Here is a 16,168-nt window from a genome sequence, read left to right on the forward strand (position 1 = left end):
GGCTCGTGCATGCAGAATACTGCACGAGCCGGGACTTTTCGCTAGGGAATGAACAGGGAGCGGGGCGGGGAAATCGTTTGTGTTTCTGAACAGCAGGTTTCTGTCTTCCTTCCGTGCGGTTCAAACGGCTGCTAGCGCGTGAAGCGTACTTCTTGCGAGCCGCCGTGCTGTACAGCTTCAAATGTAGTTTAGCCCTGCCGTATACGGGAAAGGAAGCGGGAAGACGGACTTCAGTTCCTCCTGCCACCGGGCAGGTACTATCCGGACAGCGGCATCGGGATTGAACAGCAGCGTCATCCAGTCGTCCACGCTCAGGAGAAGATCGGGCAGTCCGTTCAGCGTCAGCCGTACGCCGCCTTCGCCGGTTTCCCGGACGCCGAGCCGCTCCCCGAGCCTGCTCCCGCTCTGCTCGTCCAGATAGGGACGGAGCTGGCTCAGAAGAAGCGGCGCGTCCGTTACGAGAAGGGTGCCTTCATTCCGGCTTTCTTCCGACGGGAAGCTTCGCAGGGCTTCGTGCAGTCCCGTTTCATAAAACGGGACTGCCGCCTGAAACTCGGCCAGCTCCAGCTTTGCGGTAAGACCGGTGAGGAGCCGGGCGGCCGCTTCGGGTGCGCCGGCCCACTCGATCAGCCGGGGAAACCGCATGGATGCCACGGCCGGGTCCGGCACGGCCGCGACGATAAAGGCCGCCGGCTCACCGTCCTTCTCGGCGATCCACGTCTCGTGCCGCAGCTTCAGGCAGGCGGCATAAGCACGCGCGTCGATCAGGCTGCCGAGATCCCACGGGCTCTGCTCGAAAGCCGAGCGGCGGGCGGCGGCCAATCTGCTCATGGCCGGCAGGTCGCCCCGCTCGTACGGCCGCAGCCGGTAGCCCCCTGCGGACTCGTCCGTCTGCAGGGCGGAAGCGCCTCCCAGCGCATAGCGGCGGAGGGAGCCGAACGGCCGGCAGCCTGCGCGGGTGTAGAGGGAGCGGCCGCCGGAGACGAGCAGCAGGGAGCCGCCCGAACGTGCCACCTGCCCGCGGACGGCGGTGAACAGTTCGCCGGCGATGCCTTTTCCGCGGCTTTCCGGGTGCGTGCATACGGAGCCAAGCGAGAAGACCGTAAGCCGTGCGGGGCCGATGCGGATGACAGACGGGAGCAGGCCCATGAAGGCGACGAGCCGCCCGTTTTCGAAAGCTCCCAAGGATTGGGAATGCAGAGCGGAGAAGAGGAATGGGAAACCCTCAGCCATCGAAATCTGCTCGGAATCCCGGAAAATCGAATCCGCCAAAGCGGCGGCCTCCCGCATCTCTTCTTGATTGACAAGCCGGATGTCCATGTAAACATTCTTCCTTTCCGCCGTTTTTAATGGTTTTCTCTATTATAGAAAATGCCCGGCCGCAAAGGCAGGTAAAATTTACAAAACCGTCATAATTTCTGACTAGCCGTTAAGAAGCGGCCTTGGCTGTCCGGACGCTGCGTCCAGTTTGTAAAGGCTAACGCCGGATAAGTAGGAATGTTCTTTATATATGGTATAGCGCCGAAAAGGAAAATTAAGGTATGGCGGTCCAGTGCCTGAGAATACGGTCAAGCACAGATATCGTCACCGACAGAAAAAGCGCCTCTTGGGGGGCGCTTTTTTCAGTGAATCGTCATGAACGGGGAGCTAGAGTCCGCCGAGGCTGTCTCTCCGGTAAGCGGATCTTGCGGCTCGAACCAGATATGACGGTAATCGATATGGCCGAAGGCGTTCAGTCTTAGCCCGCGTACGCTTTTGTGGTAAGTGGTTTGCATTCTCCGGTGATAGAGAAAATGGATCGAACAGTCTTCAGTGAGAAGGGATTCCAGCTTATCGAAAAGATCCAGCCGCTTGCGGGGTTCGGGTTCGGCAAGCAGGAGGGCCACTCTCCGGTTCAGCTCCGCGCGCAGCGGATCGTCGAACATGCGCCGGATCGACCCTTCCTCCTGCATGAACAGCTCCAGCAAAGAGAGCGTCTCGCTTTCATCCAATACGACTTCATATAGAACGAGATCGGCTTCATCCATGACATCGGGTGTTAGAAATTCATCCCGCTCATGGAGCGCCACCCTGATGTGAAGTCCGGCTTTGAGGCAGCGGTTCACGATCCAGTCGATATCTTCGTACGTTTTGTAGGAATCTTTGCAGTGGAGAGTAAGTTCGGTTCCGGCGTAAGCGGAGGAGTACGGAATATCGGCCGTTTCCTTCTCGTCCCGGTAAGGGTCACAGCCTATCCGCAGGCTTTTATCGGGCAAAAAGCTCGCGGCCGCAATGGCCCGGCTCTCTCCCAATTCTTCGACCATCGCGCAAGCTTGAATGACGGAACGCACGTACCGGCGGAGTCCGGCGTCCTGCAAGGGGCCTTCCTTGCGGCGGTTAAACGAAAGCAGCGCACATCCCGAGGAAATGCATTCCACCGCCTGCCAGTCATGCTCGGGCTTGGAGCGGGGCGCGTAGGGAGCACGCTGAACCATATTGCAGGCGTCCGTCATCACGACTAGCTCCGGAGAATCCCGGAGCAGGATATGCTCGACGACATCTAGAAACGGCCGCCCCAGGTAATAGCGTTCGTTGGCGTGCAGCAGATACCCGTAGCCGGGCCGGATCTCCAGCCGGAAAGGACCGGTACCGACGGGGCAGGCGAAGTAGGCCGCGGGGTCCGCTTCGCAAAGTTCCCGGGGCAGAATGGCCGCAGACGGCGAGGTCAGACAGTGCGGGAAAAGCACGTGCGGTTTATCCAGCACGAACTGGATGGTTATCCGGTTCAGAACGCGGATCTGCCGGACATCTTCGAGCATCCAGCGCTGGGGTGAGAACACCTCGGGACTCAGCAGTCTGCGGATGGAATAGGCGGCATCGGCTGCTTCCAGCTCGCGGCCGTGGTGAAAGAGTACGCCTTTGCGCAGATAGAACGTCCAGACTGTGCACGTTTCGTCCGATTCCCAGTGATGGGCGAGACTCGGCACAAAGTCGCCTGCGGCTCTGTCGTACCGCACGATGGTATCGAATAACTGCCGGCTTAAATGGACATCATTGGCAAAGAGCAGGGCGGCCGGATCGAACGTCCGGTAGGGTTTGTTAATGGGCAGGCGCAGCACGTCGGCGTCCTGCTCCGTGACTTTCGCCTTGTATCCGAAATAGCGGGAGACATGCTGGAGAAGCTGTTCTTTCATTAAAGGCGTATCCGCATACTGGTGTATCCATTCGAAAGCTTGCTGATACTGTTCTTTCTCGGCAAATTCAGCCGTTTGCTTCATCAGCATTTCTTCCAGGGTATAATGGAAGTGAAGTTCGGATTTGTTCCCGCGGCCGCGGCCGGGAACCCAGGTGATCCAGCCGGCTTCGGACATTTTGCGGATCACGAGTTTGACGTTGCGCACCGTGCAGTGAAGCCGTTCGGCGAGTTCCTCCAGGGTGAGGGAGACGGGAAGCCCTTGCGGCACCGCGCTGTACGCCCGGCACAATTCAAGATAATGATGGGCAATCTGCATCCCGATCCCGCCTTTACAAGAGAATTTTCTCCTGATTATACAAGAAGCGGGTACGGAGCGAAAGCGAACAGTCTCAAAAAATAAAACGATCCCGGGAGGGGTTCCAGCATGAAAACAGTGCCTGCCGGCAAAGCCGTTATTGTGACGGGAGTGGCATCCGGCATCGGCCGCGTAATCGCGCGCCGCTATGCCGAGCGAGGAAGCGCCGTCGTCCTGGCGGATACGGACGAGGCCCGCGGAGAAGACAACGCGCGGACGATCCGCGAAGGAGGCGGAGAAGCTCTGTTCGTCCCGGCGGATTTGAGCCGGCCCGGCGACATCGTCCGCCTTATCGAACGGGCAGCCGCAGCGTACGGCTCCATCGGCTGCCTGATCAACAACGCCGGCGTCTCCGAATGGAAGTCGCCGTACGATTTGACGGTGGAGGAGTGGGACCGCGTCCTCCATACGAATCTGCGCGGCACGTTCCTGTGCGCGCGGGAAGCGGCGAAGCGGATGCGTGAGACCGGAGGCGGCAGCATCGTGAACATCGCGTCCACGCGGGCGCTGATGTCGGAGCCGTCCTCGGAAGCTTACGCCGCTTCGAAGGGAGGGATCGCGGCGCTGACGCATGCGCTCGCGATATCGCTGGGCCCGGACGGCATCCGCGTGAACTGCATCAGTCCCGGCTGGATCGAGACCGGGGACTACGGGGCGCTGAAGCCGTCCGATCACAAGCAGCACCCTGCGGGCCGCGTCGGCACACCCGACGACGTCGCCAGGGCCTGCTTATATTTGACGGATCCCGCGAACGATTTCGTTACCGGAGAGAATCTTGTCATTGACGGAGGCATGACCCGCAAAATGATGTATGAAGAATAGAAAGACCGGAGCTTCCCGCTCCGGTCTTCGCTTTTTACCCAAAAAATTGTAAACTAATAGAGAAAGGGACTTTATACTAAAGAAGAGGTGTTCTCCATCAAGATTCTTGTCCTATATCTTCTTGTCGTTAATCTTGTCGCCTACGTCTGGATGGGCGCCGACAAACGCAGAGCGCGCAGCGGGGAATGGCGGGTACCGGAGAAGCGGTTGTTTCTGACGGCTCTTATCGGGGGGGCTCCCGGTATCTGGGCGGGCATGTATGCCTACAAGCACAAAACCAGACATTTCACGTTCAAATACGGAATTCCGCTTCTGCTGATCGTCAATGTGATCGTTTTCTGGAAGCTGTTCCGATTTGTGGGGGAGTAGAGTTTCATACCGGGGAGAGCCGGGTAAACGAGACTGGACTGCGCTTGAAGAATAATGAAGAAAAACTCCAATTGATGTGGTAGAATAAAAAAATACATAGAAACTGTTTCAAACGGGATTACACAGGTACAGTGATAGTCGTTAAGCCGGGAAGTCTCCTGAGGCACCGGCGGAAGAGCAGGGAAGTAAGCCATCCGACTTGACTCCTTGAACCAAACACCCTATGATGGAAAGGCTGCCGTCCGCTGCTGCTCGCGGATGGCTTTATGCTGTGGACTTCAATCCCCGGCTCTCGGCGCGATGCGCCCTGGTTTCGGCCGGAAACGCACATTCTTTTTAACGACCGGAGGAGATCGTGATGGACCATACATTTCTGATCGTCAAAGTGGCGGAACAGGAACAATTACATACGGTGATCCGAACCTTAAAACAACATATGCTGGCTCCGCTGGTGGCCTGGAAAACGCCCGGAAAGAGACACCGGTCCCATCTGATTTTGCGGGGGGATCTCGCCCGTTTGACGGAGGCCAAACTATTGCTGGGCGGACTGATGTCGGCTCAAAGCATCGAGATGGATTTTCAGGTGCTGACGCTCGCGTCGTAGCGGCTCTCTCCCCGTTTTGACTCGTTCGAATTGAATCCCCGTCAGGTTGTCAGTCCAATATCGGTATGATAAGGTGGACATACATCCTTTTTTTTGAAGGGGGCGCCAGACGGAATGAATCCCGATTTTATTTCCATCCAGATGACAGACGGCGAATTGAAATATTCCCATAAGAAAAGTGGTCTGGGACTTACGGTCACGACGAAAGAACTCATCGTCCAGAAACCCCACGTCAATTACTATATCCCTTTGCAGGCGATTCTCAGCATCGTGCCGTTCGAAGCCAAAGGACGCACGCTCACGTTCTCTTCCCGGAACGGAGGCGGGAGCGAGCTGACCTCGATGTCGGCGGGCCTTCCGCATTACAAGCTTAGCGTCAGCGGCGTAAGGCTTCATAACCGGAGCGGCATCTTTACGATGGGCGCGGTGGAATTCATCGTTCCGCTGCGCGACGAACTGCTGCTCACCGTCTCGCGTTTGAGCGGTCTTCACGCCGTCGAGTAATCGTCGCAGCGCAAGCGCATGCGCTTGCGATCCGGAGCGCCGGGAACAGCCGGCACATACGAAACCCCCGCAGTTTCAAAGCCCTACGGCATTGAAACTGCGGGGGTTTTTGCATAGCCGGTTCCGGTGTTCGGAGCGTCCGTGCCTTGCCCGGCTAACGCGTGTGCCGTTTGCAGCGGAAGGCTCAGGCCCTGTCCGACGAAGATTCGGGCCGGTAGCCGGCTTCCGCTTGCGTCTCCTCGCCCAAGCCGCCGTCGTCTTCGATGGTTCCGGCTTCGTAAGACTGGAGGAACTGCTCTCTGGTCAGTTCCGTTCCATGCGCGGTTGAAGCTTCCGCCGAATCCAACGAGGAATGCGGAGCACCCAGTACGAAATTGGGATCGTGATTGTCGGTCATAGACATCATCTCCTTCTACAAAACCTCCGCGGGGGAGGCCGTGATCGGATTTAGTATGTTCCGTATCCATACGGATTATAGAAAAGAAAAAACAGGCGGGACATCAAAAAAACTTAAGTCCCGTCTGTTTTTCGTTTTCTTCCGCGCCTTTGAAAAACTGCTCGACCAGTTTATCCAGCCGCACGATCTGGTGGCCGTAGTCATAGATCCCGGAAGCGACCACAACGAGCCGGTGCAGGTCACCGGTACTGCTGGAGGCGTCCGTAATGAGCCTCAGGAAGGCGTCGTTTTTGAGATCCATCGCTTCGAGCTTCTCGTAGGACTCGTTCTTGTATTTCTTCTCGAATTTCATCAGGACATACTCGTGGTATTGAGTAAGGGCTTCCAAATGCTCGTCGACGAACTCGTTCATTTTTGAAGTGCGCGATGCTTGGAAATAATGTTCTTCGACCAGTTGTAGGATATCCACGCCTTTGCGCAGGGTGTGAAGCATCTGCTTGTAGACGACAAGTCGCTTGGACTGGCTGTATTTCAGCCGTTTGAGTTTTTTCTGCTCTTCTTCGAAGAGCTTGTATTTCTCCTCCAGGCGGAACAGCGCGCCCACGACACCGTCTTTCGTTTCCTGAAAAACGGATTCTTTCATTTCATTGGAGATGACCGTCCTCTGAAGAGGCGATATCTGATTGAAGACCCCGTGAACTTCTTCCATAAATCGTTTCTGCCAATTAGGCGGGAAAAAAAGCACGTTAATGACGAAAGCGGACCCGACCCCGAGCGAGGTGAGCAGGAACCGGTTAACGGCGAACCACCAGTGGCCCCCGGAAGCATCCATTACGGCGATTACCGTTACGAGAGTAAGGCCGATGTTCGCTTCCATTTTCATTTTAAGACAGATCATGATGGCCAGAATACAAACGATCCCGATCGCGATCGGGTGCTTGGGAAAAAACGTACCGGCGACGAGGGCGAGCGCGGCTCCCAGTGTGTTGGTTTGCAGCTGATCGAGAAAATAACGCCAGGACCGGTAAATGGACGGCTGCAGGGCGAAAATCGCGGCAACAGCGGCAATAACCGGGGCGGTCGTATGCAAAAGCATACTTAAGTACAAAGCTAGAGTGACGGCCATGCCCGTCTTTAACATTCTGGCTCCGAACGTCACATGCGGTAACTCCCTTCAGATGGTTCGAGATGACGAACTCATTATCGCATTGCAGGTGCGGCTGAGTCAATCGGCCGGGAAATTCCCGGCAGAGCAGGCTGTATAAGCGCCTCGGAAAATGGTAAACGTGACCGACGAAAGGTAAATGCTGTTAGTTTCACATACCCGCGGGAGCGGTTATTGAAAAGGTGTAGAGGCTGGGAGGCGTATTATGGAGCTACTGTTAATCGTCATCTATTTGGGGATCGTCCTGCTCGTTATCGAAATTTCGGCGGTATTGATGATGCTCACCGGGCTTGACAACGAAATTGCCCGCTTTCAAGTCACTTCCTTGCTGACGGGCACGGGTTTCACCACACAGGAATCCGAGCTCATTATCCGGCATCCGGTTCGCAGGCGAATCGGTATTTTTTTGATTTTATTCGGCGTGTTTTCTCTTGCCGTCATCATTACGCTGGTGTCCAACCTGCTCGAAAAGCGGTTCAGACTACCGGAGCTGCTGGTCATAACGGGTATTCTGGTTTTTCTGCTGCTCGTTTTAAAACTGAAGCCGATGCAAGAACGGCTGAGCAAAAAACTTCATGCGCCTCTGGAGGAAGATGAAGGCGTGGAAGAGCTGCCGGTAAGTGAACTTCTATATAATGACGAAGAGGACTGGATCATTGATATTCCCGTTATTGAAAAATCCGAGTTCGTGCATTGTCATATCGACGATCTGTGCACGGCCAATGAAGACATTAACCTGCTCTTTGTCCAGCGGGGGCCCTTAAGAATCCGGAGACGGGGCGAGAATTCCGATACCCGAATAGAAGCGGGCGATGTTCTGTACGTATACGGAAACAAAAAGCAGATCTCTGAAAAATTCAGCAAAGAATTGGAGCATCGGCATGAAAATCTGGTAGATGAAAATAAGACGGTCTCCCTCTTATAACGAAACTATTCCTTCTTCCATGCGTTTAATAATATGGAAAACTCTAACAGACTGGGAGAGGGATATAGATGAACGACAAACGCGCTTCCCGCTTGCGTAAAGCGGGTATGCTTACGGTGGCCGGCTCTCTTGGAGTCGGTCTTCTGCTGCCCGGAGTGACAAATGCGGCGAATGACTCCGCTTCGGCGTACAGGTTTCAGGAGGACGCGAAAATCGTGTCCGGAAGCGGTCCGGCCCAGCCGTCCGAATCCTCGGATAGCGCCATTTTGGAAAAAGAAGCGAAGATTACAAAGGAAAAGGCGATCGGCAGATTAAGGGAATTATTTCCCGACTTGAAAAATGTAGAAGTATCGTCGGCGAGTCTGGGTGAGTCCACGAATCGCTTTCCCCCTGTTCCGAGGCTTGTATGGACCATATCCTGGTCTGTGACGAAGGGAAATTCCACTTCTTCCTTTCACAGTGAGGTGGATGCCCGGACAGGAGATGTTTGGTCGACTTCATTTCCCGGAGCCTGGCTTAAAGAGGAAGAGAGCTTTTATCCGCCGGCAGTCAACCAGGAGAAAGCTGCCCAGATCGCGCTGGAGTTTGTGAAAAAGGCGATTCCGTCCTTGCAAAACGATAAGCTGGAATCCTTTCTTTCCTACGGCTCGCAAAGCGCGCTTTTCGGTCCGGTCCTGTACGATTTTACATTCAGACGTAAAGTGAACGGCCTGTTTGTCGATTTCGAAGGCATCAACGTCCAGGTGAGGGGGGACGGCCGGGTTACGGGGCTGCTTGCCAGTTTGCACAAAAGCTCGTATCCTTCCCCGACCCCCAAAATAAGCGAGCGGGAAGCCGCCGCCAAATATAAGAAGGATTTTGCGGTCGATTTGCAATATGTAAAGCTTCAGAACGGATCGGGCCCAAAAGAATGGATACTCGGTTATGTGCGGAACCCGATCTTTTATGCCCCTGTCGACGCTCAAACCGGAGAGTATGTATTTCATGGGCTGTATGCCGCGTACGGCACTTCGGCCTACGCGGATGTCCCGAGAACAGGAGCTTCTTTCAAAGCGCATACGGGAGGACCGTTAAGTGCGGAGCAAGCCGAAGAACTCGTAAAAGCGACGGGGTACGTTCCGGAGGGAAGCAAGCTTACCCAGAAGTCCGAGCAGGAAGGCTGGCGTACGCCGGGGCAGGTCGTCTGGAGTCTGAACTGGAAGGAGGAGAACGGACACGGTACCCATGCGATTGTCGACACCCGGACGGGTCAAATCCTGGAACTGAGCGAGAACGGGATTTATCCGCCCTGGAACCAAAATCCGAATGTAAAGACGCGAAGCATACCGACGGAATCCGCGGATGCGAGAGCGCTCCAATTATTTGACGAGCTCGTTCCGCAGGCTTCTGAAAATTGGAAACTGGTGAAGAAGAACAGTGCGGGAAAAGACAACGTCTCATCTAAGAAAAACGAACCGTTTACGTATCAGTTTCAGCGGTTCTATAACGGAATTCCCGTCCAGGATCAGCAGATTATCCTTAACTTAAACGGAGACGGCAGTCTCTACACCCTCCAGCTTCCCTATGAGCAGGAGGCGATTGAGGAGGCTTTGAAGGCGGTGAATCCTGCCGCCGTAACGAAGGAAGAGGCATTGAAGCGGCTTCAGGCTGACGGCCGGGTGAGCTTGTCCTATACGATGAACGGGGCGTTTTACACGGGCGGCGACGATAAAGAAAGAAAACTGCTGCTTGTTTACCGGCAAGGTTCAGAGGAGGAAACGGCCTCGCAGGTGCTTGATGCCGCGTCGGGTAAGCTGCGTGATTTGAGGCCGGTACCGGCTGCGGCTAAGCCGTCCGAGGGGAAGGATATTTCGGGACATTGGGCGCAAAAAGAGTTGGCGGAACTCGTCCGTCTCCAAGTTCTCGTTCCCGGCGCGGATGGCAATCTGAACCCGGATGCCGTTCTTACTTACGGAGACTGGCTGACCATGTTCGCCCGCGGAATCAGACCGGATTCGTATTACGGAGAGAACTACCGCATGGATGAGGCGCTTTATGCGGATGTGCGGCCGGGGAGCCCGTACTATCGGACCGTCAGTTTGCTGACGGATATGAACCGGTTGCAGCCGGACCCGGACAGGAAGCTCGGCGTGGATGAGCCTTTGACGCGGGAGAAGCTGGCATCGGCGCTTGTGAACGAGCTCCGGTACGAGAAACTGTCGTCCTTGCTGGATAAGCCGCTCGGCAAACTTGCCGTCACAGATGAAGGCCGCATCACAAACAAAGCGGACGTTTTCCTCGTCATGAAGCTGGGCCTGCTGCAGGATATCGGGGGCGAATTCCGACCTCAGGACGCAGTGACGCGGGCGCAGGCGGCCATCGTTCTGATGAGGTTGGCGGGGCTTCAAGGCAAAACGGATCAGCCGATATCTTATTAAGCGGGGGAAGAGCCCGGGACAAAGACGAAGCAGATCCAGCTTTGCGAGATGAACGAGGCGTCAAAACGAGCGATAGGGACATAACCTGGCGCGGGAAGAAAGCGTGCGCGCGGGGCTCAGTCGTGACAGTAACGAAGTTCTAAAGAATAGTTGAAAAAAATGCTGCACGATACGTGAACGATGAGGAGTTAGCGGAGCGGCATATAGTCCGGAAGTGAAGTTAATAGAACGGCATTGAATAAGCCCGGCCTGAATGATTCAGGCCGGGCTTATTCGCGGTGCGAATCTGTTGCGGCGTGCAAAGTCAGCTTCATGACCTGCTAAAAGCGGAGTCGGATACAAGTAGGCTCCACGGCTGGTGCCCAAAGCGCGGCTTCGGTGCGATGGAGCCTGACGCGCCAGACACGCGTCTGACCAGTTGCCACTTGGATCGCATCGCAGGCTGGCGACTCCGCGTGCCGCTTGGGACCGCATCGCAGGCCGTAGACTTTGCGTGCGGCTAGAGGCTGCACGGCAGGTTGGAGGCTCCGCGTGCTGCTTGGGACCGCATCGCAGGCCGTAGACTCTGCGTGCCGTTTGAGGCCGCATAACAGCCCGCACGCCGGAAGCACGCAAGATGCGGAGACTCCGAGCCGCCGAGCCGAGGGTCCCGCGCGGCGGCTAGTATGTGCTGCGCGCCCGGCCGGGCAGCCTCCGCTGCAGCCAGCGCAGGGCCCGGGCCGCGTCCGGCTCGATGCAGGGCCGCATGACCGCGGCGAACCGGCGGCCCGACAGCGCGGCCACGATCACGGCTGCGGCCGCGCATCCCGCTGCAAGAGCCGCGGCAGTTCCCGCCGCTCCCGCGTCCATCAGCCGGGCGAGGAGCTGCAGGAGCCCGGCTGCGCCCAGCAGCTTGATGGCGGCGCCATGCAGCAGGAAGACATAGACCGTCCGTCCTCCGAGGACGGTCAAGCGGCTTTCCGCGCGCGGGAGCAGCAGCAGGAACGTGGCCGATGCGGCGGCTTGCGCCGCATAGCAGCCGAGGCGCAGCATCGTGCCGGCCGCGGCGGGGACGCCGAGCTGCGCGTAGCTGCTGCCGCCGGCGAGCCACTGCGCGGCGGTGTCTGCGCCCGCCGCGTGCCAGAACGCGGGCAGCGCCAGCAGCAGCAGCGCCGCGGCGGCCCGGATCGCGCGGCGCTGCGTGGCCGCGCGCCGGCGGGGCTCCCGTTCTTCCCGCCAGTAGTATCCGGCGAGGAAGAACGGGAAGAACACGAGCGTGCGCGTCAAGCCGAGCCACGCGCCCGCTTCCGCCGGCAGGAAGCCGGCCGCGACGCCGAGCAGGACGGCGGCGGCCACCGGATGTTTGAGCCGGGCGAACGGGATAAGCAGCAGCTTCCAGCCGAAGTGCGCGGTCAGAAACCAGAGCATCCAATACGGAAGCCAGAACGAATGCCGGATGCCGGGGCTGTGGAGCCAGAACAGATCCAGGACCGAGTACAGCGTCTGAAAGAAGAGATACTGCAGGGCGATCCGCAGCATGCCGGCTGCCGCCTCGGGTGTCTGCCAGTACTTTTTGGCGAAATAACCGGTTACAAGCACAAACACCGGCAGATGAAAAGTGAAGATGGCGGTCACGACAGCTTGCGCTGCATCCGGCAGAGGCGGCAGGGTAAGCAGCAGGTTGACCAGAACAACGAGCAGAATCAGAAAAAAACGGACATTGGTAAAATACACGGCGGTCGGGTTTCGCATAGGAGTCATCTCGCTTTATGTAAATTTGGTTTTATTCTTATAGAAGAAACGCAAGCAGCCAAACCTGCTGGATGCGGCTGTTAAAGGAATTTAGCTATCTAAAGAAAGTATAGAACTTCTTGTTTTAAGTGATTGTGATATTATTCACATGCACATATTAAGTAACGGTTTTCATTATGAAGAATGTTTGAACATGATTATAATCACTTATTTTGGGCTAAGTGTGATAAATATCACATACATAACTCTTGGCGAGGACTATACTAAAGTCAGAAAGAGAGAACAACACACGAAAGAAGGTGAAGGAGCCATGAAAGAGACAGCTGACCCGCAAGTTCAACAAGGAAGATGCCCACAGTGCGGTTCCCGTATCCACGCAGCCAAAGAAACAGTGTCCGCCTGGGTTTGCGAAGACTGCCGGTTAAAGCCTCTGGTATCCAGAGTCGAAGGCTCCGCCGGCTCATCCGATCTTCCTGAATGATTCGGGAAGAAGAGAAAGCTTTTTACGGCTAAGAATGTGAAAATATTCACAATAAAATACGGGATAAACGAAAGGATGCGAGTATCATGACCGCCCTTCATCTTGTAAACGCGGCACCCGCACATTGTCAGGCATGCGGAGCACGGCTTCAGACACATCCCGAAGGTTATAAGGATTTGTGCTTCGACTGTGTGCAGACTTGGCAAACCGCCAAGGCGCAAAACGCAGGCAAAACCGGACTTCCCCTTCCTCTGGAAGCGGAATGTGGCTTGATCGAGCAGTACTGGCTCTAAATATAGGAAACACACTCAACATCCAATACAGAATACGCAGCTTGAAAGGGGAAATTCATATGTTTAACTGGTTGAGAACGAACGTTTATGCGGCAGGTCTGATGGTGATCCTCCGCTTCTATCTCGGATACGCTTGGATTACGGGAGGATGGCACAAGCTGACGGGCGGATTTGACGCTACGGGCTTCCTGAAAGGCGCGGTAGCGAAGCCGGTTATGGATAAAGCGACCAATGAGCTGGTCTATCCGACCTTCACCGCATTCCTGGAAAACTTCGCACTGCCGAACGCCAAACTGTTTAACGTACTGATTCCGCTCGGAGAGTTCTTGGTAGGTCTGGGTCTTGTCCTCGGCGCACTGACAACGGCGGCAGCATTCTTCGGAGTCCTGATGAACTTCATGTTCCTCTTCGCAGGTACCGTAAGCACTAACCCTTGGATGATTCTGCTCGGTGTCATCGTCATCGCCGCTGGAGCCAACGCCGGCAAGTTCGGAGCCGACTATTACATCCTTCCTTACCTCCGCAAGCTCCTTCGCCATCGCGGAGATCACGGCGCAAACCCTACCCTCGGTGGAGGCAAGACACGCGCCCATATCTGACAGAATAAAATGATCTTCAAAAAAGCCCCGGGTATCCGGGGCTTTTTTTTGTTAAACGGAGAAAGAATGAGCTTGAATCAGCTTGAAGAAGCAACACTCAAATGAATAGGGTTACATGGAAGAGAATGGATGCGGGCTGTCCTTCGGGATTGTTTACAGGCCCTATTCGCGGAGGTAACATACTCTCATGGTCCGTCAGATCAGGCTTCGGACGCAATGTCCGGACGCCTGCTGCGGCCTAACCATCATCTTCATCTGCGCGCTTAATTCTCGTAAGAGAAGCGGGGGACCCACGAACTGGGGTGAATCGGAATGTTTATTCCGTAGGGGCCTCTCAAATCCGAACCCGACAGCTAACCTCGCAGGCGTCATTGGGAGAAAAGGAGTGGAAAAGGAAGAAATGGACCGACGAATTATCCGGATTGAATTGTTTGAATTCGATGTACCCTGCTGTTACCATCATGCCAGAGGAAAGCTTGAGAACTGCAGGTACGGGCTATTGAAACTCACGGACGAGGGCGGAGAGACAGGCTGGGGAGAATGTTTGATGTCTGTGGGCGAGAAGCATTTCGATCTTGTGAATTGGGCCCGGTTTCTGTACCGCTTTCAAAAAAGCACGCTGGCGCAAGCGCTAGACACTGTTCGCTTGTACCGTGTACTCTGGGGGAGTGTGAAGGCGGATCTGGTGGAAATGGCCTTGTACGATCTGAAGGCCCGATCGCTGCACAAACCGTTTGTGGACGTTCTCGGAAGCTTCAGCGGCTTCGGCAGTTTCGGAAATTTCGGAATCGCCGGACATTCCGGACGTTCAGGAAACGGCTCCTTCCGCCCGGAAACGGCTGCCGCCCGGAGTGTCGGAGGCGGCCCTTGTCCGGTCGCGGAACCGCTCTTTTCTTCTCGCGTGAGACAGGCGGTGGGCTTCGGATACGCTGAGGCGGACCGCGAGTTCCCGGTAAGCGGGCTCTTCCAGGCCGAGAGGGAACTTCACCCCGGCTGCTGCGGCTCTCTGCTGGACGATTTGCGCAACGCGTGCATGCTCCGGCAGGAAGGAATGGCGCTGGCGATGCACAAAGATTATTTGATCGGTCCGGCCTGCTGCTTGTGGGAGCACACCGCTGCGGTGCTGGGAGCGGACTGGCTGGAAGAGGGCGGCAACCCGGAACCGGTGCGCCTTGCTCCGCTGCAGGCCGGCGAGGGAATAGCCGGAACCGGTTTTCAGCTGGATCAGCCGGTGCTTTTTGCAGAATCCCGGGCTTATTTTGTCGTTTTATAGAACGGAACGTTTGCTTTTGAGGGGGAGTTCGCCTACAATAATACCAGAATTCCCCTGAAAGGAGAGGTTCTCGTGTCTACTAACGAATTGAACAACCAGGAATCACTTAAAAAATCACGTATCGTGGTCATCGGAACCGGTGCCGTAGGTTCCACCACGGCGTACACTCTGCTGCTCAGAGAGCGGATGTCCGAGCTTGTCCTCATCGATTATAATCACGCAAAAGCGAACGGGGACGCACTGGATATGAACCACGGCCTGCCGTTTACGGGCAGGGTGAAAGTATGGGCGGGGGACTATTCCGACTGTGAAGGCGCCGATATTATCATTATTTGTGCGGGCGTCGCGCAAAAGCAAGGGGAGACCCGTCTCGATCTGCTTAAGCGCAACGTCGACATTTTTAACGGCATCGTCGAGAATGTGACGAAGTACAATCAGACAGGCATTATTCTGGTGGCGACCAATCCGGTTGATATCATGTCTTATTTTACATGGAAAAAATCCGAATGGCCCGTTAACCGCGTCATCGGCTCGGGAACTTTGCTGGATAGCGCGCGTTTCCGCTATTTGATCGGCGAGAAGCTTCAAGTGGACCCGCGCAGCATTCATGCGGCGATTATCGGGGAGCACGGAGACTCGGAAGTGCCTTTGTGGAGCTTGGCTAATTTTGCCGGACTGCCTCTCGAATTGAATCAAGAGGATAAGGACGAAATTTTCCAGAATACGCGGGACGCGGCTTACCAGATTATCGAGGCGAAGGGATCGACGTATTACGCGATCGCGTTGGCGCTCGACCGGATCTGTACGGCGATTCTGCGCGACGAAGGCGCGGTGCTGAACGTCTCGACGTTTGTTTCCAGTTACCACGGACTGTCCGACGTTTATCTCGGGGTTCCGTGTATTGTGGACCGGACGGGCGTGCGGGAGGTCATTACGCTGCCTTTAAGCGATGAGGAAGAGAACAATCTGCGCAAATCGGGAGCCAAGATCCGGGAAATGATCGATTCGATTTCGGAACGCCTGTAAGCGCAGAGACATGAACAAGGATTGATCAAGTG

At 55.9% G+C, this 16,168-nt stretch carries 15 protein-coding genes and 1 riboswitch; of the genes, 10 read left to right on the forward strand and 5 right to left on the reverse strand.

What is annotated here, in order from left to right:
- Nucleotides 1–177: 177 nt before the first annotated feature.
- Entirely contained in the window at nucleotides 178–1,320 is a 1,143-nt protein-coding gene (locus KVT34_RS02875; RefSeq protein WP_217556575.1) for a GNAT family N-acetyltransferase, read from the reverse strand.
- A 302-nt stretch (nucleotides 1,321–1,622) separates the two neighbouring features.
- Nucleotides 1,623–3,491, reverse strand: a complete 1,869-nt coding sequence (locus KVT34_RS02880) for an ABC transporter substrate-binding protein (RefSeq protein ID WP_217556576.1) — start codon at nucleotides 3,489–3,491, stop codon at nucleotides 1,623–1,625.
- Between the two features lie 108 nt (nucleotides 3,492–3,599).
- Between KVT34_RS02880 and KVT34_RS02885 the strand changes: the two genes are divergently transcribed.
- The 4 genes from KVT34_RS02885 to KVT34_RS02900 all read left to right on the forward strand — a co-directional run bounded on the left by KVT34_RS02885 (nucleotide 3,600) and on the right by KVT34_RS02900 (nucleotide 5,829).
- Nucleotides 3,600–4,352, forward strand: coding sequence for an SDR family NAD(P)-dependent oxidoreductase (locus tag KVT34_RS02885; protein ID WP_217556578.1), 753 nt, complete (start codon nucleotides 3,600–3,602; stop codon nucleotides 4,350–4,352).
- 87 nt (nucleotides 4,353–4,439) lie between these two features.
- Nucleotides 4,440–4,721 (forward strand): DUF1294 domain-containing protein, encoded by a 282-nt coding sequence (locus KVT34_RS02890; protein WP_042228008.1) that lies wholly within the window; start codon nucleotides 4,440–4,442, stop codon nucleotides 4,719–4,721.
- A gap of 358 nt (nucleotides 4,722–5,079) precedes the next feature.
- On the forward strand, nucleotides 5,080–5,325 hold the full coding sequence (locus tag KVT34_RS02895) for a hypothetical protein (RefSeq protein WP_217556579.1): 246 nt from the start codon (nucleotides 5,080–5,082) through the stop codon (nucleotides 5,323–5,325).
- Nucleotides 5,326–5,439: 114 nt separating this feature from the next.
- Complete coding sequence (locus KVT34_RS02900) at nucleotides 5,440–5,829, forward strand: hypothetical protein (protein WP_217556580.1); 390 nt, start codon at nucleotides 5,440–5,442, stop codon at nucleotides 5,827–5,829.
- Between the two features lie 184 nt (nucleotides 5,830–6,013).
- On the opposite strand, the gene KVT34_RS02905 is transcribed toward KVT34_RS02900, so the two are convergent.
- Entirely contained in the window at nucleotides 6,014–6,226 is a 213-nt protein-coding gene (locus KVT34_RS02905; protein ID WP_217556581.1) for a hypothetical protein, read from the reverse strand.
- Between the two features lie 103 nt (nucleotides 6,227–6,329).
- Nucleotides 6,330–7,385 carry an FUSC family protein gene (locus tag KVT34_RS02910; RefSeq protein WP_042228001.1) on the reverse strand — a complete coding sequence of 352 codons (1,056 nt, stop codon included), beginning with the start codon at nucleotides 7,383–7,385 and terminating at the stop codon, nucleotides 6,330–6,332.
- A gap of 211 nt (nucleotides 7,386–7,596) precedes the next feature.
- On the opposite strand from KVT34_RS02910, the gene KVT34_RS02915 reads away from it, so the two are divergent.
- Both KVT34_RS02915 and KVT34_RS02920 read left to right on the forward strand, forming a co-directional pair.
- Nucleotides 7,597–8,316 (forward strand): potassium transporter TrkA, encoded by a 720-nt coding sequence (locus tag KVT34_RS02915; protein ID WP_217556582.1) that lies wholly within the window; start codon nucleotides 7,597–7,599, stop codon nucleotides 8,314–8,316.
- 68 nt (nucleotides 8,317–8,384) lie between these two features.
- Nucleotides 8,385–10,733: a YcdB/YcdC domain-containing protein gene (locus tag KVT34_RS02920; protein ID WP_217556583.1), complete on the forward strand. Its 2,349-nt coding sequence runs from the start codon at nucleotides 8,385–8,387 to the stop codon at nucleotides 10,731–10,733.
- Between the two features lie 660 nt (nucleotides 10,734–11,393).
- Here KVT34_RS02920 and KVT34_RS02925 read toward each other — a convergent pair.
- On the reverse strand, nucleotides 11,394–12,464 hold the full coding sequence (locus tag KVT34_RS02925) for an acyltransferase family protein (protein WP_217556585.1): 1,071 nt from the start codon (nucleotides 12,462–12,464) through the stop codon (nucleotides 11,394–11,396).
- A 567-nt stretch (nucleotides 12,465–13,031) separates the two neighbouring features.
- On the opposite strand from KVT34_RS02925, the gene KVT34_RS02930 reads away from it, so the two are divergent.
- The 4 genes from KVT34_RS02930 to KVT34_RS02945 all read left to right on the forward strand — a co-directional run bounded on the left by KVT34_RS02930 (nucleotide 13,032) and on the right by KVT34_RS02945 (nucleotide 16,136).
- Entirely contained in the window at nucleotides 13,032–13,238 is a 207-nt protein-coding gene (locus tag KVT34_RS02930; RefSeq protein ID WP_217556586.1) for a hypothetical protein, read from the forward strand.
- Between the two features lie 59 nt (nucleotides 13,239–13,297).
- Complete coding sequence (locus KVT34_RS02935; protein ID WP_217556587.1) at nucleotides 13,298–13,837, forward strand: DoxX family protein; 540 nt, start codon at nucleotides 13,298–13,300, stop codon at nucleotides 13,835–13,837.
- Nucleotides 13,838–14,087: 250 nt separating this feature from the next.
- A riboswitch (cyclic di-AMP (ydaO/yuaA leader) is annotated at nucleotides 14,088–14,220 on the forward strand.
- 2 nt (nucleotides 14,221–14,222) lie between these two features.
- Nucleotides 14,223–15,110 (forward strand): enolase-like domain-containing protein, encoded by an 888-nt coding sequence (locus tag KVT34_RS02940; RefSeq protein WP_217556588.1) that lies wholly within the window; start codon nucleotides 14,223–14,225, stop codon nucleotides 15,108–15,110.
- 87 nt (nucleotides 15,111–15,197) lie between these two features.
- Nucleotides 15,198–16,136, forward strand: a complete 939-nt coding sequence (locus KVT34_RS02945; protein WP_217557233.1) for an L-lactate dehydrogenase — start codon at nucleotides 15,198–15,200, stop codon at nucleotides 16,134–16,136.
- Nucleotides 16,137–16,168: the final 32 nt, after the last annotated feature.

It is taken from the genome of Paenibacillus sp. GbtcB18 (genome assembly GCF_019091125.1).
Taxonomy (GTDB): domain Bacteria; phylum Bacillota; class Bacilli; order Paenibacillales; family NBRC-103111; genus Paenibacillus_F; species Paenibacillus_F chitinolyticus.

Coding starts and splice junctions, on each gene's coding strand:
- KVT34_RS02875 (WP_217556575.1), bottom strand. CDS start 1,320: ATGGACATCCGGCTTGTCAATCAAGAAGAGATGCGGGAGGCCGCCGCT.
- KVT34_RS02880 (WP_217556576.1), bottom strand. CDS start 3,491: ATGCAGATTGCCCATCATTATCTTGAATTGTGCCGGGCGTACAGCGCG.
- KVT34_RS02885 (WP_217556578.1), top strand. CDS start 3,600: ATGAAAACAGTGCCTGCCGGCAAAGCCGTTATTGTGACGGGAGTGGCA.
- KVT34_RS02895 (WP_217556579.1), top strand. CDS start 5,080: ATGGACCATACATTTCTGATCGTCAAAGTGGCGGAACAGGAACAATTA.
- KVT34_RS02900 (WP_217556580.1), top strand. CDS start 5,440: ATGAATCCCGATTTTATTTCCATCCAGATGACAGACGGCGAATTGAAA.
- KVT34_RS02905 (WP_217556581.1), bottom strand. CDS start 6,226: ATGACCGACAATCACGATCCCAATTTCGTACTGGGTGCTCCGCATTCC.
- KVT34_RS02915 (WP_217556582.1), top strand. CDS start 7,597: ATGGAGCTACTGTTAATCGTCATCTATTTGGGGATCGTCCTGCTCGTT.
- KVT34_RS02920 (WP_217556583.1), top strand. CDS start 8,385: ATGAACGACAAACGCGCTTCCCGCTTGCGTAAAGCGGGTATGCTTACG.
- KVT34_RS02925 (WP_217556585.1), bottom strand. CDS start 12,464: ATGCGAAACCCGACCGCCGTGTATTTTACCAATGTCCGTTTTTTTCTG.
- KVT34_RS02930 (WP_217556586.1), top strand. CDS start 13,032: ATGACCGCCCTTCATCTTGTAAACGCGGCACCCGCACATTGTCAGGCA.
- KVT34_RS02935 (WP_217556587.1), top strand. CDS start 13,298: ATGTTTAACTGGTTGAGAACGAACGTTTATGCGGCAGGTCTGATGGTG.